We start from the raw sequence: 18630 nt of genomic DNA, 5'->3' as shown, positions 1-18630 counted from the left end.
AGGCTTGAGCTTTGTTAGTATTGGCTTGAAACAGCTCAAGTCCGCAACAGCCAAACCTAGAGCCATTATGTGTATTGATCCTACCAAGATCGATCGACCTCTCGAAACCTGCGAAGCATTAGTAGCAGAGCAAAAAGCAAAAATTCGCCAACTAGAACAGCATTTGCAGCAGCAGAGAGAATTGTGTCAGAAATTAGAAGCACAACTCAAAGCAGTCGAAAATGCTGGCTTTTCTGCTTCTGAAACTGAATTTGAAATCGCTGAGGACGATCGCATTCGGTTAATCGCATCTCTAGAAAAAAGCCAGGAAATGTACCGAACTCTCATCAAACATTATCCGAATGGCTCGGTGTTTTTGTTCGATCGCGATTTGCGCTATACTCTGGTTGACGGTCAAGGTTTAGCACTAGCTGGTTTGTCCAAAGAACAGTTGGAAGGCAAAACATTGTGGGAAATATCGCCACCTGAAGATTTGCCACTTTTTGAGACTACATATCGCGCGGCTTTGGCAGGAAAAGAGAATACTTTTGAATATAAATACGGCGGTCGCGTTTATTCAACAACAGTTGCCCCCGTCAAAAACGACCGGGAAGAAATTTTTGCAGGCATGGTCGTTACTCAAGATATTACCGAAAAAAAACAGGCAGAAATAGCGCTGGAAGAAATCACAAATCAGCTAGAAATTAAATATCAAAAGCGCACTGAAGACTTGAAAAAAGCCAACAATCAATTGCGGGAAGAAATTCTCTATCGCTGGCGCGCCGAAGAAGCTCTGCGGGAAAGCCAGGAACAGCTAGAATTGTTTTTCTCTCAATCTTTACATGGCTTTTTCTTTATGATGCTGGACGAACCCGTGCACTGGGACGATACAGTTGACAAAGAAAAAGTCTTGGATTACGTATTTGCTAACGGACGAGTAACGAAGGCAAACGATGCTTTGATAGCTCAATACGGAGGTACTAGGAAAGAGTTTATTGGCAGGACGCTTTACTCTTTTTTATCGCACAACTTGACGGGCGGTAGAGAGATAATCAGGGATTTTTTTGAGGCAGGCAGAATTCACGTTGAAAATGACAATCGCCAGTGTGACGGGACTCAAATTTTGGTGGAATGCGACTATATTTGCATTTACGATTTCCACAGCAGAATCGTCGGGTATTTTGGCGTGCAGCGCGATATTAGCGAGCGCAAAAAAACAGAAGCAGCACTTAAAGAAAGCGAAGAAAGGTTCCGACAGCTAGCAGAAAATATTGAAAACGTGTTTTGGATGCTAAACGTTCAACCCCAGGAAATTATTTATATCAGTCCGGGTTACGAAAAAATTTGGGGCCGAAGCTGTGCTGATTTGTATGCTTACGGGCGCTTTTTTGCAGAGTCCATCCATCCAGAAGATCGCGAGCGCGTTCTTGCTACCTTCACTCAACAAATTGAGTCGGAAGACGAGATAGAATATCGGATTGTCAGGCCGGACGGCGAAATTCGCTGGATTCGCGATCGGGCTTTTCCGATTAGAAATCAAGCGGGTCAAGTTTACCGCATCGTTGGCATTGCAGAAGATATAAGTGAAGGCAAACAGGCAGAAAAAACCCTCCGTGAAAGTGAAGAACGCTTCCGCCAACTAGCAGAAAATATCCAAGATTCTTTCTGGCTAATGTCTGCTGAATTCACCGATTTATTGTATCTGAGTCCAGCTTACCAAAACATCTGGGGGCGCAGCCACGAAGAATTATATGCCGAGCCCTTAAAAATGATGGAGTGGGTGCATCCAGAAGATAAACATTTGTTGGAAGAGGCAATGGGGCGAGTGTTGCAGGGCGAGTCCACCAGTACCGAATATCGGATTTTTCGACCAGACGGCACGATGCGCTGGGTGTGCGATCGAGCTTTTTCCATTTACGACGAATCGGGCAACATTTACCGCATCGCGGGTATTGGCGAAGATATCAGCGATCGCAAATTTACCGAGGCCCGCATTCAAGCAGCACTCCGCGAAAAAGAAGTATTGCTCAAAGAAATTCACCACCGAGTCAAAAATAATATGCAGGTAATTTCCAGCTTGCTGCAACTTCAAGCTCAATACATTGAAGACGAAGCTACGCTAGCTTTATTTGAAGAAAGCCAGACCCGCATCCATTCAATGGCTTTGATTCACGAGCAACTGTATCAATCCGAACATCTCGATCGGATCGACCTTCCCCCCTACGTCGAAAACTTGGTTGCTAATTTGTATCAATCTTTTGGTGGCGGCAACACTTCCATCCAATTCAATCTCAACGTTGACCCCATTTGTTTAAACATAGAAACAGCAATTCCTTGCGGATTAATTATTAACGAACTGGTTTCTAATTCGTTGAAATATGCCTTTAGCCCAAGTTCTGAAGGGGAAATTAATATTAATTTATATGAAATAGAGACTCAGCAATTTAACTTAACTATTCAAGATAACGGTCGGGGATTTCCGACCAATTTTGACGCGGACAATACTGAAACATTAGGATTGCGATTAGTGAGAATGTTGGCTTACCAATTAGACGGCACTATTGCGATTGACAGTCTGTGTGGAACCTGCTACACTCTGATTTTCCAAGAATTAAATTATCGGCAGCGCATTTAAGAAAAATGAACCCTATAAAAATTTTGGTTGTAGAAGACGAAGTTATTGTAGCCCAAGACATAGCAGGCCGATTAAAAAAACTCGGATATGCAGTAACAGCTACAGTTTCTTCTGGAGAAGAAGCAATTCAAAAAGCTATTGAAAATCCGCCCGATTTAGTGTTGATGGACATCGTGCTTAAAGGTGACATGGACGGGGTAACAGCGGCAGAAAAAATCCGAACCCATAGGAATGTGCCGACAGTATTTTTAACAGCTTATGCCGACGATAAAACGCTGCAAAGAGCGAAACTTACAGATCCATTCGGTTATATTATTAAACCATTTCAACAACATGATTTGCGGGTGGCGATCGAGATTGCCCTGCACAGACACGAAATCGAAACCAAGATGCGAGAAGCTCTCAAAACTTCGGAAGCAGTCAGAGAGTCGATGGAAGAAAAATCGCACCGCCAAAACCAGTATATTTCAATGGCCGCTCACGAATTGCGCAACCCTCTCAACGCGATTTTAATCTCTGCGGAACTGCTAAAGCTCGATCGAACTCGCAGCAGTGACGAATCCCAAGTTAGAACCCTGCGGCTGGTGCACTCAGCTACCCAAAAGATGAACCAGCTAATCGACGATATGCTGTTCATGGGCAGAGCAGAAGCAGGTCAACTCAAATGCAATCCATTACCGATAAATTTAGTCGAATTTTGTCAAGACTTGCTCGATCAATTGCAGTTAGGAAATGAAGCCAAACACAAACTAACATTAATCCCCTCAGATGTTACCAGCGCGATGTTAGATAAACAATTGCTGCACGGCATTCTCTCCAACTTAATCGTCAATGCCATCAAATATTCCCCCAACGGCGGGCAAGTCACCTTGGAATTGGAATGCCGTCAAGCAGGCGAAGGAGACAAAGAAGCTATTTTCTGCTTGTCTCCTGAATGGTTGTTGCCCAATTCCCAATTTACAAATATTAACTCTCCCTTACTAATGATGCGTATCCGAGACGAAGGTATCGGTATCCCCGAAACCGAAGTAGGGAAAATATTTGAAATGTTTTACCGCTGCAAGAATACTGGAAAGATTAAAGGTAACGGTTTGGGATTAACAATTGTTAAAAAAGCTGTAGAATTGCAAGGAGGCGCGATCGCCTGCGAAAGCAAAATCGGCATGGGCACAACATTTAAAGTCGCGCTTCCTTATGTAGCACTTTCCTGTTCGACTCAACTGCCAACAACTTAAATGCCACTACAAACACTAATCAAAGTTTGGCAAAATCCACTCAACCGCCGCCGCTAAATTTTCTGCAATAAAATCAGGTTTAGTATGGTGCTGATACGCCCCACTCAACACGCTTTCTCCGTAACCAGTCTGCACCAAAATACCAGTACATCCGGCATTGTGAGCCATATCAACATCAGTGGCTTTATCCCCCACCATAAAACTATTTCGCAAATCTAAATCCTGTTCCCAAGCCGCCGCTACCAACATCCCCGTATTCGGTTTTCGCCACGTTGTATACCGCGTAAATTCTGGGTTGGTTCCGCCTTCTGCTGCGCTTAAATAAGGACAGTAATAAAGAGCATCTAACTTGGCTCCTGCTTCATTTTTTAATAGCTGACATAGGCGTTTGTGCAAAGCTTCTACGTGGCTAACCGGATAATAACCCCTCGCTGGACCGGATTGATTGGAAACCAAACAGCAAAATATTTGTTTGTCATTTAAACGGCGTACAGCTTTGGCGACTCCGGGGATTAAATGCAAATCTTCTACTTTGTGGATGTAGCCCGCTTCGATATTGAGAACGCCATCTCTGTCAAGAAATACTGCTCGTTTCATTGTTGTATTGTTGCTTGAAAATTGGGTTTAGGGTGAGGATGCGGCAGTGCTCGTTTGTATCTATCGTTTATAGTCGAGTCTAGATCCCCCTAAATCCCCCTTAAGAAGGGGGACTTTGAGTGTTCCAGTCCTGCTCTTTTTCCGCTTGGGACTTTGACTCCTCTTGTCCCCCCTTATTAAGGGGGGTTAGGGGGGATCGGGAAGACTGGACAAGGAAGACTATAGGCTGGCACAGCCAAAATCTAGGTACGCTCGTCATTCTAAAAGAGATTGTTTTCCCAGCCATTCGCGGAAACTATTATGATACAAACTATAGCAAAGTTCTCCTCCAATTTCTTGTTTATTTAAGAACTCGATCCAATTGTCTAACACTTTTTCAACATCGTATTCATCCTCATCAATTCTATTGGATATCGCACTTACAGATAAACTTGCTGTTGATTGTACCAAAACATTCAGCACAGACAACTCGATCGCCGATAAAGCATCACCTCTCATCCGCAGCCAGTGGTTTTGATAATACGCTGCTAAACCGGGAGGAAGTTCAGAGACAAGTGAGGATTCCCCCAGATTAGCATCGGGGCGTGAATTCTCGTTAATGGCAGGTAACATCTGACTCAGATACATGAAATTGTCTTCGCTGACAGTTGCGAGTTGTTGGGCGAATTCGGGTTGAGTTAAATCCGGTGCGGTTGATAGGTATTGCTGAATGTAGTTCAGGGCATCTTCGCGATTTTGGGCGGGATAATCTCTTAAATCGAGAGTTTGAGAGGGCGTTTCAATTAACAAACCGGATTTCTCTCTCAAAAACGGGCGGCGGGCGAGGATAAAATAAGTACGATCGCCCAAATATCTCGGCAGATAAAACAGATTTGTGCTGGGAGGCTGACTCGTGCGGGCGATCGCGTCTACAGAATCAATGACTATTATCAACTTTTGGCGATCGTTTAATTTATCGCTAATTTGCTGAAGCAACAAAGACAGAAACCAACTCCCATCATCGGATTCGAGATTTTGAAGTTGAGATCTTAGCTTGACAATTTCCGATGTTTCCCCATTGGCGGCAAGGTATTTGTCAATCAGTTGATTGCAGACAGAAGCGAGAAAATCTTCAGCTCGATTTTTGCCCTCAACGGCAGCGTTGTAATAGATACTGCGAGGATGGGCGGTGACATATTGGGCGAGGATGGAACTTTTGCCGCAGCCGGGAGTGCCGACTATTGTGAAATAACCGCGGCTGTGGGAGTCCAGAAAGTCGGAAATAGCAGAAAAAACAAACTTGCGCCCGACAAAATTCTCGGTTTTTTCTCGCAGGAGTTGCTGAAATTCTTTTGGGTAAGCAGCGGTAGAGATGGGAGTTGAGAGAGGTGAGGAATTCATGTTAGTGCCTCCACCCCTTCTAGCCGCAGGAAATATACGCGGCCGGATGCGTCGCCTGCAACAATTGTGACTCCATCGGGTGCAATAGCGCAACAGGCGATCGGGCTTTCAGCCGTGAAATTAGCAATGACATTTCCACTCCACAAATCCCAGACTTTGATGGTCTTGTCCGATGAACCAGAAATCGCCCGCTTGCCATCAGCACTGACAGCGACTGCTTTTACCGAGTTTCTGTGACCATATAGAAAAAACAGTTCCTTTCGAGTTGTTAAATCCCAGACTTTGATGGTCTTGTCATCTGAACCAGAAATCGCCCATTTGCCATCCTCCGTGACAGCAACTGCATTTACCGAGTCGCTGTGACCTTTGAGAGTAAACTCTTCCTTTCCATTTGTTAAATCCCAGACTTTGAGGGTGTTGTCATCTGAACCAGAAATCGCCCGCTTGCCATCCTCCGTGACGGCCACTGAATTTACCGAGTCGCTGTGACCTTTGAGAGTAAACTCTTCCTTTCCAGTTGTTAAATCCCAGACTTTAATGGTCTTGTCGAAAGAACCAGAAACTGCCCTATTCCCATCACCAGTGACGGCTACTTCATTTACCCAATTACTGTGACCTTCGAGAGTAAACAGTTCCTTTCGAGTAGTTAAATCCCAGACTTTAAGGGTCTTGTCCCACGCACCATAAATCGCCCGCTTGCCATCAGCAGTGAAGACAACTGCTTTTACCGAGTCCCTATGACCTTTGAGAGTAAACTCTTCCTTTCCTGTTGTTAAATCCCAGATTTTGATGGAGTTGTCTGATGAACCAGAAATTGCCTGCTTGCTATCAGCGGCGACGGCAACTGCATTGACCAAGTAGCTGTGACCTTTAAGAGTAAACTCTTCCTTTCGAGTAGTTAAATCCCAGACTTTGATGGTGTTGTCCGATGAACCAGAAATCCCCCACTTCCCATCGGAGGTGACAGCAAATGCTTTTACCGAGTCGCTGTGACCTTTTAAAGTAAACTCTTCCTTTCGAGTAGTTAAATCCCAGACTTTAATGGTCTTGTCGAGAGAACCAGAAATCGCCCGCTTGCCATCAGCAGTGACGGCAACTGCATTTACCCAGTCGCTGTGACCTTTTAAAGTAAACTCTTCCTTTCGAGTTGTTAAATCCCAGACTTTGATGGTCTTGTCGAGAGAACTAGAAATCGCCCTCTTGCCATCAGCAGTGACGGCAACTGCATTTACCCAGTCGCTGTGACCTTCGAGAGTAAACAGTTCATTTCCAGTTGTTAAATCCCAGACTTTAATGGTCTTGTCCCACGAACCAGATAGGGCCAGCTTGCCATCAGGAGTAACGGCAACTGTATTTACCCAGTTACTGTGACCTGCGAGAGTAAACAGTTCGTTTTTAGTTGCTAAATCCCAGACTTTAATGGTCTTGTCCCACGAACCAGATAGGGCCAGCTTGCCATCAGGAGTAACGGCTACTGCTTTTACCGAGTCGCTGTGACCTTTGAGAGTAAACTCTTCCTTTCCATTTGTTAAATCCCAGACTTTAATGGTGTTGTCCGATGAACCAGAAATCGCCCGCTTCCCATCCTCCGTGACGGCTACTGCATTTACCGAGTCGCTGTGACCTTTGAGAGTAAATTGTTCCTTTCCAGTTCTTAAATCCCAGACTTTGATGGTCTTGTCGAAAGAACTAGAAATTGCCTGCTTCCCATCAGCAGTTACGGCTACTGCATTTACTGAGTTGCTGTGACCTGTGAGGGTGCGTAGCAATCCCCTGCGAGGGGGAGTTAAACAGGGTGTCAAAGGACGCAACCAAGGTGCTGTTTTCCAATGCTTTGCTACCTCTGGCATTGCCTGAATCTCTGGTATTTCAAAGTACAGTAAGCGCCCTAACAATTGCCCTGCCAGTTGTGTCTTATCTCGCTCCAAAATATCGGCTGACATCCACATTACCGCTTGAATCAAATCCAGGGCTTTCGCTTTTTCTGGGTTGTAATCTGAGTAAGTTACTGCTTCTGAATCTTCAACTAAATTAAAATCATCAATAAGTGCCTGCACTCCAAACTCAGGATGCTGAATCTTTGCCATCAGAAAGTTAAAATCTGTCAGTTTTTGATAATACTTTTCTAAATTACCTGAGTTGAGATAATTTGGCAGTAAGCTGCCCAGATAAGCACGTTGATAGAAAAGTGGTTTGGCCGCTAACTTGTCAGCAAATTCTCCCATCTCACGCCATCCCTTTTTCTAAATACTCAGTAATCCCTTCGAGTCGCAGGAAATATACGCGGCCGGATTCGTCGCCTGCCACAATTGTGACTCCATCGGGTGCAATAGCGCAACAGGCGATCGGACTTTCACCCGTAAAACTGGCAATGAGATTTCCAGTGGTTAAATCCCAGACTTTGAGGTTTTTTTCCCAAGAACCAGAAATCGCCCGTTTACCATCAGGAGTGACAGCTACTGCTTTTACCAAATCGCTGTGACCAGTGAGAGTAAACTCTTCCTTTCGAGTTGTTAAATCCCAAACTTTGATAGTGTTGTCATGTGAACAAGAAATTGCCCGCTTCCCATCAGTAGTGACGGCTACTGCATTTACAAAGTTGCTGTGACCAGTGAGAGTAAACTCTTCCTTTTTAGTGATTAAATCCCAGACTTTGATGGTGTAGTCCGATGAACCAGAAATTGCCTGCTTGCCATCAGCAGTGACAGCGACTGCATTTACCGAGTCGCTGTGACCATTAAGAGTAAACAGTTCCTTTCCAGTTGTTAAATCCCAGACTTTGAGGGTTTTGTCCCACGAACCGGAAACTGCCCTTTTGCCATCAGCAGTGACTGCTACTCCATTGACTGAGTAGCTGTGACCTTTGAGAGTAAACTGTTCCTTTCCAGTTGTTAAATCCCAGACTTTTAGGGTGTTGTCTTTTGAACCAGAAATCGCCCGCTTCCCATCAGCAGTGACGGCTACCGCATTTACAAAGTAGTTATGGCTTTCATAAGTAAACAGTTTCTTTCCAGTTGTTAAATCCCAGACTTTTAGGGTGTTGTCTTTTGAACCAGAAATCGCCCGCTTCCCATCAGCAGTAATAGCGGCTGCATTGACCGAGTAGTTATGGTCATGAGAAGTAAGCTCTTCCTTTTCAGTTGTTAAATCCCAGACTTTGAGCGTGCTGTCCGAGCAACCAGAAATCGCCCGCTTCCCATCAGCAGTGACGGCTACCGAATTTACCGAGTAGTTATGGCCATGAGAAGTAAACTCTTCCTTTCCAGTTGTTAAATCCCAAACTTTGAGAGTGTTGTCTTTTGAACCAGAAATCGCCCGTTTTCCATCAACAGTGACGGCTACCGAATTTACCGAGTAACTGTGACTATTGAGAGTAAACTCTTCCTTTCCAGTTGTTAAATCCCAGACCTTGAGCGTCCTGTCTCTTGAACCAGAAATCGCTCGCTTGCCATCAGCAGTAACGGCTACCGCATTGACCAAATAGCTGTGACCTTTGAGAGTAAATTCTTCCTTTCCATTTGTTAAATCCCAAACTTTGAGAGTGTTGTCCGATGAACCAGAAATCACCCGCTTCCCATCAGTAGTGACAGCGACGGCCCATACCGAATTACTGTGACCTTTGAGAGTAAACTCTTCCTTCCGAGTTGTTAAATCCCAAACTTTGACCGTTTTATCCTCTGAACTAGAAATTGCTCGTTTGCCATCAAGAGTGACAGCGACGGCCCATACCGAGTTACTGTGACCTTTGAGAGTAAACTCTTCCTTTCCAGTTACTAAATTCCAGACTTTGAGGGTGTTGTCCGATGAACCAGAAATTACTCGTTTACCATCAGCAGTGACAGCAACTGCATTTACCGAGTTACTGTGACCTTTGAGAGTAAACTCTTCCTTTCCAGTTGTTAAATCCCAAATTTTTATGGTATTGTCCCAAGAACCAGAAATCACCCGCTTGCCATCAGCAGTGACAGCAACTGCATTTACATTTACTGAGTAGCCATGACCTTTAAGTGTAAAAAGTTCCTTTCCAGTTGTTAAATTCCAGACTTTTATGGTCTTATCTACTGAACCAGAAATCACCTGTTTGGCATCAGTAGTGACGGCAACTGCATTTACAAAATTTGTGTGACCTTCAAGTGTACGCAGTAATCCTCCTCGGGGGGGAATGAGACAAGGGATTAAAGGACGCAACCAAGGTACTGCTTTCCACTTTTTTGCTACCTGCAGCATTGCCTGAATCTCTGGCATTTCAAAGTACAGTAAGCGGCCTAACAATTGTTCTGCTAGCTTAGCCTTATTTAGTTCTAAAATATCCGCTGACATCCACAACACCGATTGAATCAAGTTCAGAGATTTCGCTCTTTCTGGGTTGTAATCTGGGTTAATTACTGCTTCTAAATCGTCAATCAAATTAAAATCATCAATAAGTGCTTGTACCCCAAACTCAGGATGCTGAATCTTTGCCGTCAGGAAGTTAAAATCTGTCAGTTTTTGGTAATACTTTTCTAAATTACCTGACTTGAGATAATTTGGCAGTAAGCTGCCCAGATAAGCACGTTGATAGAAAAGGGGTTTGGCCGCTAACTTGTCAGCAAATTCTCCCATGTCACACTATCCCCTCTTCTAAATACTCAGCAATCCGTTGATTTACTTCCCGAAAATTTCTCCGCTTTGAATCCATCTCCCGTTTATCTTTCAGAAAGTCAAGGAAACTAGCATGATAGATGGTATAGCAGATTTCTCCTTCTACATTCTGCTTTTTCAAATACTCAACCCACTTCTTTTCTAAAATTTTTTTCACATCGCATTCATCCACCTTGGCAATTCCAGCAATCATCTCGCAGGGAATCGGCGTGCCAATCTCTAGCAAAATATACAAGACAATCTCCATCAATTGCCCAGGCTTAGCGTCAATCTCCATTCGCACCCAATGGTTTTGATAATATTCTTGCAGCCCATCGGGCAATTGCGTTAAACTCAAGTCCTTGTAATCACCCTTAGCAATAGCAGGCAAAACATAGCGCAAATACATAAAATTGTCTTGGCTTTTGTTGGCCACTTGATCCACAAAAATTGTTTCGCTAATACTGCGGGTTTTAATCCAGTTTCTCAGTTTATCTTTATACTCCGGATCGGTATCGATCGCATACCGAATATACTCCTTGATATCATCCTGATTGAAATCAACATACTCCTTGTCTCTTAAATCTAACTCTTTTACCGGAACATCTACTAACAACTGCTTTTTATCCGAACTATATGGTCGCCGCGTCAGCAGAAAATATACGTTATTGGGCAGATTTTTCGGTAAATGTAAAAGATTTACTCCCGGTTCTTGTTCGACTTCATCCAGTGCATCTATCGCAATTACCAAACGATCGCCCGCCGTGAGTTTTCCCGCCACCTGTGCCAGTAAAGTTGGTAAATCGGCGTCTTCTGATTTTGGCAATTGATAGCGGTCAATTAATTGCCGTCGAATGCTCTTCAAAAACAATTCGGGTCTGTTGCGGCGTTCGACGAGAATATTGAAATAGCAGGGAGATTGATTTTCCCAGACGTATTTGGCAACGATCGAGCTTTTGCCCATTCCCGCATCCCCGACGATCGTAAAATAACCGTGAGGATTTTCGGTGATAAATTGCTCAAAAGTCTCAAAAACAAATTGGCGTCCGCAAAACCTCCGAATTTTTTCTTCTATTAACGATCTAAATTCTTCAGGGTAGGGGGCAAATACAGGGTCTAGTTTTGGATAATACTTCTGTTTTAATTTTATAAACAATATATCCAATTTACCGGCACCTTTTTGGTCAACAAGTTGAGGGAAACTATTTCCAAATTTCTTATAAATCTCTCCCAACCGCTGTTTTACAGTAGCTTCTGATATGCTTAATTCTACTGAAAGCTGTGCCTGATTTCGTGGTTCTCTTTCAGGAGATAAAAGTGCTGCTAATAATGTTTCTGTGTGTTCCATCGATAATCCATGTTTCACAGATTCGCCTCTAAGGAATTTTTGCCAATCCATCTAGGTTAACCCCTAATTTAACTTTATTACAACTTACGCGTCATGCACTTAAATCATCCTGAGCCTTGCCAAGGATCTCTTAGACGGCTGGGATGCTTCCCATGCCTGAGCCTTGCGAAGGATAGGGACTCTGCATGACAGTAGTTTAATTATACCTTGAGTATACTTTGATTATACCGACCTCTAATAGACCTAACTTTATACCTCTGGTCAACTTCACTCAATTAAAGTGATGCGATGATTTGATCGGAACACAGACAAGCAGTTATTGATAAACAAGAGAGGTCAGTCAAATGAATTTTAAATTATTCGGCAACTCGCACGGTGACGAAGATAATTTAGATGAAATTTCGTCAGATGGGATAGGTATTAAACTGATTGGCAAAATTGCCGACGAGCTAAGTTATACTCGCACATCTGAGGGGCGAAACTGTCTGTTAATTGTCAAATATTTTCAGCCAACTTTAGTACCATCCCAACCTAGCACTCAAGCTGGTTTTTTTAAGCGTGCGATCGACGTTTTACACAGTTTCAACTGGCTTCAAGAGCAACGAAATCCCCAATCCGAGCCAAGTTATAACCAGCCATTTCATAAAATTAAAATTCAACTAAACAGCGAGATCCAGGCCGTTAGTCAAGTTGTATGGTGGGTCGAGCAGTTACAGCCTCTACCTATTCCCGAAAGAGTTTTGCAGCTTTGTAAACTTGCTGCGATCGAGGGGTTTACCCATGCTGTTCGCCATGCTCACCAAAATCTGTCAGTGGGAACTCCGAAAATCGAGCTGGCGATCGCAGTTTTTAACGAACGCCTAGAGATCGAAATATGGGATTGGGGCAAGCCTTTTGACCTCAAGACCAAGCTGAAAAAAGAATTGCCAGAAAAAACTCTGTTTAGTTGGAACGACCTGGGCTTTACTCTTCACTAAAGCTGTTCTGAATTTGCCAACTTTCCATTGACAATAGCAAGAAACTTTTTTGTGATGATTACTGATATTACCCCCAAGATTCTCGTTGTGGATGATGACCCATCCATCCGCACTCTAGTTCATCGTTTTTTAACTCAGAAATATCAAGTAGATTCGGCAGCAGATGGCGAGACGGCTTTAGCATTGTTTGAGAAATTCAAGCCACTGCTAGTAGTTCTCGATTGGAATTTACCGGATACTACAGGCTATCACCTCTGCCAGGAAATGCAGCGCCGTACTAATGTTTTTGTGGTAATGCTAAGCAGCCGCACCGACGAAGCCGATCGACTTAAAGTCCTGTCCGCCGGTGCTGATGACTATATCTGCAAACCTTTTGGTCTGGCGGAGTTGGCAATTCGTATAGAAGTTGTGTTGAGACGCATGAGGCCTGTCACTCCATCGCGCATCGTATTCGATCGATTCGCGATCGATTCAGCACTTCGGGAAGCAACACTCAACGATCGCATTATCAACTTAACAGCCTTGGAATTTAATATCTTGTATTTTTTGGCTAGTCATTCCGGTCAATCTTGGAGTCGCCAACAGCTAATCGAAAAAATCTGGGGGTGGAACTGCGACGACACAGGAGAAAAGCAACTTGTTACCGTACATATCGGTCAGATTCGCAAGAAAATGATTAAAGTTGATGCTACTGCGTCGCAGTTTATTAAAACTATTCGGGGTTACGGTTACAGGTTTGAGCCGCCCGATCGCAGTGCCATGACAATTTACTAAACTCATCGGCATTAATCAGGTTATAAAAGTATAATTTAGAGCTTTACGGCTCGCTCAAAATAGGTAAAAACCGATTGTGAAAGTTGAGGGTGCCGAATCTGGGTTAGACCAATTTAATATGAAGCTGCATAGACAGTCGTGGACGCAAAAACCCGGTTTCTGCACGTAATTTGGTCATATTCGTTCGATCGCGACAACGAGAAACCGGGTTTTTTGGGGAACCGTACGTTCAGGACTCTATGTATTGGTGTAATTAATTATGTCTAAGGAATGAGAATTAAATAACTTAAAATTTTGATGTTCTTGTGGGATGGGCGTCCCGCCCGTCCAGAAAGGGCGGGCTACGAGATCCCACCCCACTTTCAAGAGTGTAAATTATTTAATTCGCGATCCTAATTACCTAAAAACTGGTATGTTTAAGAGAGATTCGCACTTCCATCCTTGCGTACTTTTACCCCTTAGTAAGGGCTGGCTGTTGGTCTGACGATGATTTCGCTGACATCAACATCCTCAGGTTGTTCGATCGCAAATAAAATCGATCGCGCGATCGCAGCAGCAGGAATAGCTATTCTGCGGAATTCTTGCATTCCCTTTTTTGCGGTTTCATCACTGATGCTGTCGGCTAACTCAGACTCGGTTACTCCCGGCGAAATCACCGTCACCCTAATGTCACCCCCAACTTCTTGTCTCAATCCTTCTGAGATTGCTCTCACAGCGAATTTAGTAGCACAATAAACAGCAGCAGTAGGAGAAACCGCGTGTCCGCCGATCGAGGAAAGATTGATAATCTGACCTGCTTTTTGTGATTTCATGACAGGAAGTACCGCCGCAATGCCGTACAAAACACCTTTGATGTTGACATCAATCATTTGATCCCATTCCTCAACTTTCAATTGGTCGAGTGCTGATAGCGGCATGACGCCAGCATTGTTAATCAACACATCTACCCGATCGAACTTACTTTGGGCAAATTGCACGATCGACTTTAACTGACTGCGTTGCGTCACATCCAGAGCCTGGTATTCGGCTGTTCCACCGTCCGCGCGGATGTCCTTGGCGATCGCTTCTAGGCGATCGGTGCGACGCGCGCCCAAAACAACTCGCGCGCCGTTTTTGGCAAGCAACTTAGCGGTGGCTTCACCGATACCGCTACTAGATCCAGTAATGATAACAACTTTGTTTTCTATGTTTAACATCGTCATTCTCCTTTCTATTTGTTCTCAGATATCAATCCTTTGTAGAGGATGGATATCGATTGATTCGTCTCACCAGAGGGTGTCTTATATACTGAATAAATTGACTGAACGCGCTGCAAAACGTCACTCAAAGTGAACTAATCACTCGCTGTCAAATTATTTAGTTTTCCTACTTTTGTCAGGGGACTGGAAATTTGACCTCGTTTTCTTGAAATACCTCTTTGAGAGTTCCCGCCGCAATCAAGGCGCGGGGAGAGCCGGATGTCACTGTGGTGATATAAATAACTTCCATCAGTTCTTCCGGCACAGCACCATAATTCAAGGCATATTGAGCATGAACTTTGAATAGCGGCATCGTACCTTGTGCGGCAAACCCCGCCAGAGCAACCAACTGACAGGTTTTATTATCCAGCAGCTCACGACCCCAGATATCACCTAGAGAGTATTTTAGCGTCATGTGGGCAAGTTCTGGAAAATCCTTTTGAAGCTGAACAAAATGCGGCGGCAAACCTTTTCCACCTGACAAACTATTCAGGACTTTTTCGCCCCGCTATTGGCGGGTCGTTGTTTCAGAAGGTTGTAGAACTGTTTCTGGCGATCGGCTAGGTGAGACTATAAAGATTGCTCCCGCTACGGTTAGAGTGAAAAATTGTCTGTTCATGATTTTTTCCTTTCTGATGGCTTTCCTTGCAAAGTCATTTTGAGGCTGACCTCAACATCATCAATTTGTCCGATAGTAAATAGAGTCCCTCGCACAATCCCCGAAACAGGAATCGCTATTTTTCGGAATTCTTGTATTCCCTTTTTTGCGGTTTCATTGCTGATGCTTTCTGCTAACTCAGACTCCGTTACTGAAGAGGAAAGCGACTCGCCCCAATTGCGTGCAAGTCGCTGTGACAGACGCCGCAGAACGGAATTTTTACGGCGATGTCATCAGGCCGCAATTCCCTCCGCTCGAATGCCCAGCGAACGAGTAGTTCGCCTCTGACTAAAGCGGCAAGTCCGTAACAGGGACGCATCGATCGGTTCTGTTCAATAGAGGTATTTCCTAGCATTTGCTTTTCTCTTCCTATGCTTAGCTTAGTAAGGGCTTGCTGTGGGTCTGACGATGATTTTGCTGATACCAACCTTGTCAGGTTGTGCGATCGCAAATAGAATCGATCGCGCGATCGCAGATCCGATGGCAGGGGTATTAATAATGGCATTCAGCAAATTTTTGGAAGGAGTTTGTTTCTTGCAAACTGCTCAAACGTGGTTGGTGTGGCTGCTTCGGGTGTTCGTACCGTTGCGTAAATTCCGTTAGGATTTCCCAGGGCAAGGAATAGGTCGCCTAACTCTTTTTGGACAGTAAGAGTTGCTCCCATCAATCCCAGGCGCTGTTGGATCGATTCAATTGTCACTTGGACATACTCGATCGGTCGATCGAGCAATTTTGAAAGGACAGCCGTTGTTTCCAAGAGCGTTAAATTTTCTGGCCCCATCAAATTACGAGTCCACTGACCTGCCCAAGTATCGTCGAGTAGATATTTTGCCGCCTCATCGCCGATATCGTCAGCACTAATCCAAGGCATATCGTGGTCGCTAGCGTAGGGGAAGTATACGGATTGGTCTCGCTGAATCGAATCGACTGTATCCAGGAAATTCTCCATAAAATAGCCAGGACGCAGATGCAGCACATTTGAAGAAGTTTGATTGAAAATTGATTCGACGTTCCCACTGAATGAGACTGTACCCAAGTTCGATCCGGCACCCGCACCAATGCTAGAAATGTTGACGACTCGCTTGATGTTGTTTTCACCGACTGCTTTAGCCCCAGCCATTGCTGTCTGGATATACCAGTCGCACAAGCTTGGTGTATCAAGTTTTGGCGGAGTCAACCAAAACAAAGCATCTGCATTTTGTGTTGCTTCGATCAACCCGATCGTATCATCGCTGCCGATCGGCTTCACTGTCGCACCTTGAGCAACTAAATCTGCTAACTTCTCTGGATGTCGTGTCAGAAGAATGGTTTCGGCTCCAGCCTGTATAACTTTCTCAGCAGTACGTCGTCCAATATTGCCTGATGCGGCTGCAATTACAATTCTCATATCTTTTATCCTCTCTGGATTAATGTTCGATCGAGAAATTCAATTAAACACGGGCAAAGCATTACTCTGCATTGAAAAATTGGCGCAAATTTTGTGTACTACCCCATGCCTCAAGAGCGGGGATAGGATTCCAGTATTCGCGGTAGTGAACGATCGTGCCATCTTTGGTTTCCAATCGCATTACATACTCTTGCTGATATTGGCGACCTGTGGCGACAATCAAGGCTTCCCCATGCACCTCAGCAAGTAAAAGATTGGGATTTGACGTTTGATATTCGCGAACATTCGTGAATATCAAATTTTGCATCTGTGCTGGCACATCTTTCATGTAATTGTAGATGGCAAATTTACCTTCTAATCTTTCTGGTGAACCGAGAGCAGAAGCATACGGAAATTCAACGACTGCATCTTCAGAAAACAGATCTACCCAAGCTGGGATATCCTTTCCGATCAGTGCGAGATGGTCAGATAAAAACTGTGCAGGCGTTTTGTTGTTTAACATCGTTATTTTCCCTTGACTGGTTTCGATGTGTTCATGATATGAGTGAAAGTCAGGGTTTTAAATACACAGACCTCGCACTTTATTGCCTAATCCTCCAAAATGAGATGTTATGAATGGATAAAGACGACCTATAATCAGCGAAAGAAAATAATTAAATTATTCCCAAAACTAGGATGGCGATTGAAATGCTCAACCACGGCGCGATCGACAATCAGTGTAAAGAATTGGCGGCATTACTAACTCGGCACACCGACGGCAAAGGGAACGGTTTTCATAAAACAGCAGTAGATGGGCTGGAATTTCAGCGAGAATCTTCTGTTTCCATTGCACTACACGGTATAACTGAACCTATCCTCGCCATCCTCGTTCAGGGCAAAAAGGAAGCATTGCTGGGTGAGGAAATCTATCGTTATGGGGCGGCTCAATATCTTGTTGTTTCGGTGGATTTGCCTCTGAGCGGATTTATTGTTGAGGCAACTCCAGACAAGCCTTATTTAGGATTCAAGCTAAATTTAGACCCTCGCCAACTCTGCGATACGATCGCTGCCCAAACCAGCTCAAGCGTGAGTAAGAAAGAGAACTCTGTCAGAGGTTTGTTCGTCAGCACCGCCGATGCACCGTTGCTCGATTGCGCCCTACGATTGACAAAACTTTTAGATACACCGCAGCATATTCCTATGCTGGCTCCAATAATTATCCGGGAAATTTATTATCGCCTGTTAATCGGCGAACAAGGCGAAGCTGTCCGCCAAATTGCGACATCGGGTAGCAATATGCAGCGCATCTCTGAGGTTCTCAAACTGATTAAGACTGATTTTGCACAACCGATGCGGATTGAGAACCTGGCAGGGCAGGCTAATATGTCTCCCTCATCTTTCCATCACCATTTCAAGGAAGTGACATCAATGAGTCCGCTGCAATATCAAAAGCAATTAAGACTATTGGAAGCGCGTCGCCTGATGCTGGCCGAAAACTCCGATGCTGCCAATGCGGCTTATCAGGTGGGTTATGAAAGTCCCTCACAGTTCAGCCGCGAATATTCCCGGATGTTCGGTGCGCCGCCGATTAGGGATATTGAACGTTTACGCATGGCCTGAGTGTAAACTCGTAATGCCTTGAGATGCAATCAGTTGATAGCTTTTGGCAAGGTCAGGATTTTTGAACTTCGAACCAACGGCAGGGCGTTTACCATGAGGCAAATACAAGACTTTTTTTGTTGTTGTTAAGCTGCTACGCAGCTAAACCGGATAAAATAGCATTGCCTTTATTTTTGATTTTTCGATCCCATTTAATAACCATT

15 protein-coding genes are annotated in these 18630 nt (G+C 44.3%); 5 read left to right on the top strand and 10 right to left on the bottom strand.

The features are described from left to right. The first annotated feature begins 67 nt into the window (after positions 1 to 67). Entirely contained in the window at positions 68 to 2614 is a 2547-nt protein-coding gene (locus QUB30_RS11835; RefSeq protein ID WP_333333370.1) for a PAS domain S-box protein, read from the top strand. Between the two features lie 5 nt (positions 2615 to 2619). Continuing rightward, positions 2620 to 3849 (top strand): ATP-binding protein, encoded by a 1230-nt coding sequence (locus QUB30_RS11830; RefSeq protein ID WP_333333368.1) that lies wholly within the window; start codon positions 2620 to 2622, stop codon positions 3847 to 3849. Between the two features lie 15 nt (positions 3850 to 3864). Here QUB30_RS11830 and QUB30_RS11825 read toward each other — a convergent pair whose 3' ends face one another. The 5 genes from QUB30_RS11825 to QUB30_RS11805 all read right to left on the bottom strand — a co-directional run bounded on the left by QUB30_RS11825 (position 3865) and on the right by QUB30_RS11805 (position 11794). Further along, complete coding sequence (locus QUB30_RS11825) at positions 3865 to 4446, bottom strand: HAD family hydrolase (protein WP_333333366.1); 582 nt, start codon at positions 4444 to 4446, stop codon at positions 3865 to 3867. 255 nt (positions 4447 to 4701) lie between these two features. Beyond that, entirely contained in the window at positions 4702 to 5826 is a 1125-nt protein-coding gene (locus QUB30_RS11820; protein ID WP_333333364.1) for an ATP-binding protein, read from the bottom strand. Then, entirely contained in the window at positions 5823 to 8051 is a 2229-nt protein-coding gene (locus QUB30_RS11815; protein WP_333333362.1) for a WD40 repeat domain-containing protein, read from the bottom strand. Before QUB30_RS11815 ends, QUB30_RS11820 begins: the two co-directional genes overlap by 4 nt. Before the next feature lies 1 nt (position 8052). Then, complete coding sequence (locus QUB30_RS11810; RefSeq protein ID WP_333333360.1) at positions 8053 to 10428, bottom strand: WD40 repeat domain-containing protein; 2376 nt, start codon at positions 10426 to 10428, stop codon at positions 8053 to 8055. 1 nt (position 10429) lies between these two features. Beyond that, the gene (locus QUB30_RS11805; RefSeq protein WP_333333358.1) at positions 10430 to 11794 is read right to left on the bottom strand and encodes an NACHT domain-containing protein; all 1365 of its coding nucleotides are present in this window, start codon (positions 11792 to 11794) and stop codon (positions 10430 to 10432) included. A gap of 344 nt (positions 11795 to 12138) precedes the next feature. On the opposite strand from QUB30_RS11805, the gene QUB30_RS11800 reads away from it, so the two are divergent. Together QUB30_RS11800 and QUB30_RS11795 are read left to right on the top strand one after the other, a co-directional pair. Next, positions 12139 to 12771, top strand: coding sequence for an ATP-binding protein (locus QUB30_RS11800; RefSeq protein ID WP_333333356.1), 633 nt, complete (start codon positions 12139 to 12141; stop codon positions 12769 to 12771). 54 nt (positions 12772 to 12825) lie between these two features. Then, on the top strand, positions 12826 to 13545 hold the full coding sequence (locus tag QUB30_RS11795; protein ID WP_333333559.1) for a response regulator transcription factor: 720 nt from the start codon (positions 12826 to 12828) through the stop codon (positions 13543 to 13545). Positions 13546 to 14003: 458 nt separating this feature from the next. Here QUB30_RS11795 and QUB30_RS11790 read toward each other — a convergent pair whose 3' ends face one another. The 5 genes from QUB30_RS11790 to QUB30_RS11770 form a co-directional block, all read right to left on the bottom strand. Then, positions 14004 to 14741: an SDR family oxidoreductase gene (locus tag QUB30_RS11790; RefSeq protein WP_333333354.1), complete on the bottom strand. Its 738-nt coding sequence runs from the start codon at positions 14739 to 14741 to the stop codon at positions 14004 to 14006. A gap of 178 nt (positions 14742 to 14919) precedes the next feature. Continuing rightward, on the bottom strand, positions 14920 to 15267 hold the full coding sequence (locus QUB30_RS11785) for a carboxymuconolactone decarboxylase family protein (RefSeq protein WP_333333352.1): 348 nt from the start codon (positions 15265 to 15267) through the stop codon (positions 14920 to 14922). Between the two features lie 322 nt (positions 15268 to 15589). Then, positions 15590 to 15946: a hypothetical protein gene (locus tag QUB30_RS11780; protein WP_333333350.1), complete on the bottom strand. Its 357-nt coding sequence runs from the start codon at positions 15944 to 15946 to the stop codon at positions 15590 to 15592. Next, entirely contained in the window at positions 15947 to 16828 is an 882-nt protein-coding gene (locus QUB30_RS11775) for an NmrA family NAD(P)-binding protein (protein WP_333333348.1), read from the bottom strand. Positions 16829 to 16889: 61 nt separating this feature from the next. Continuing rightward, complete coding sequence (locus tag QUB30_RS11770; protein ID WP_333333346.1) at positions 16890 to 17330, bottom strand: nuclear transport factor 2 family protein; 441 nt, start codon at positions 17328 to 17330, stop codon at positions 16890 to 16892. A 173-nt stretch (positions 17331 to 17503) separates the two neighbouring features. Here QUB30_RS11770 and QUB30_RS11765 point away from each other — a divergent pair, with 173 nt between their 5' ends. Next, positions 17504 to 18427 (top strand): AraC family transcriptional regulator, encoded by a 924-nt coding sequence (locus tag QUB30_RS11765; protein WP_333333344.1) that lies wholly within the window; start codon positions 17504 to 17506, stop codon positions 18425 to 18427. Positions 18428 to 18630 lie beyond the last annotated feature (203 nt).

This window comes from Microcoleus sp. BROC3 (assembly GCF_036702515.1).
In the GTDB taxonomy this organism is placed as follows: domain Bacteria; phylum Cyanobacteriota; class Cyanobacteriia; order Cyanobacteriales; family Microcoleaceae; genus Microcoleus.
Note: the sequence above shows the minus strand (reverse complement) of the source record. Positions and strands in the feature narration are given on the sequence as shown.

What these genes read in the sequence shown, in the direction of transcription:
- QUB30_RS11835 (WP_333333370.1), top strand. Translation starts at nt 68, where the DNA reads ATGTGTATTGATCCTACCAAGATCGATCGACCTCTCGAAACCTGCGAA.
- QUB30_RS11830 (WP_333333368.1), top strand. Translation starts at nt 2,620, where the DNA reads ATGAACCCTATAAAAATTTTGGTTGTAGAAGACGAAGTTATTGTAGCC.
- QUB30_RS11825 (WP_333333366.1), bottom strand. Translation starts at nt 4,446, where the DNA reads ATGAAACGAGCAGTATTTCTTGACAGAGATGGCGTTCTCAATATCGAA.
- QUB30_RS11820 (WP_333333364.1), bottom strand. Translation starts at nt 5,826, where the DNA reads ATGAATTCCTCACCTCTCTCAACTCCCATCTCTACCGCTGCTTACCCA.
- QUB30_RS11815 (WP_333333362.1), bottom strand. Translation starts at nt 8,051, where the DNA reads ATGGGAGAATTTGCTGACAAGTTAGCGGCCAAACCACTTTTCTATCAA.
- QUB30_RS11810 (WP_333333360.1), bottom strand. Translation starts at nt 10,428, where the DNA reads ATGGGAGAATTTGCTGACAAGTTAGCGGCCAAACCCCTTTTCTATCAA.
- QUB30_RS11805 (WP_333333358.1), bottom strand. Translation starts at nt 11,794, where the DNA reads ATGGAACACACAGAAACATTATTAGCAGCACTTTTATCTCCTGAAAGA.
- QUB30_RS11800 (WP_333333356.1), top strand. Translation starts at nt 12,139, where the DNA reads ATGAATTTTAAATTATTCGGCAACTCGCACGGTGACGAAGATAATTTA.
- QUB30_RS11795 (WP_333333559.1), top strand. Translation starts at nt 12,826, where the DNA reads ATGATTACTGATATTACCCCCAAGATTCTCGTTGTGGATGATGACCCA.
- QUB30_RS11790 (WP_333333354.1), bottom strand. Translation starts at nt 14,741, where the DNA reads ATGTTAAACATAGAAAACAAAGTTGTTATCATTACTGGATCTAGTAGC.
- QUB30_RS11780 (WP_333333350.1), bottom strand. Translation starts at nt 15,946, where the DNA reads ATGCCATTATTAATACCCCTGCCATCGGATCTGCGATCGCGCGATCGA.
- QUB30_RS11775 (WP_333333348.1), bottom strand. Translation starts at nt 16,828, where the DNA reads ATGAGAATTGTAATTGCAGCCGCATCAGGCAATATTGGACGACGTACT.
- QUB30_RS11770 (WP_333333346.1), bottom strand. Translation starts at nt 17,330, where the DNA reads ATGTTAAACAACAAAACGCCTGCACAGTTTTTATCTGACCATCTCGCA.
- QUB30_RS11765 (WP_333333344.1), top strand. Translation starts at nt 17,504, where the DNA reads ATGGCGATTGAAATGCTCAACCACGGCGCGATCGACAATCAGTGTAAA.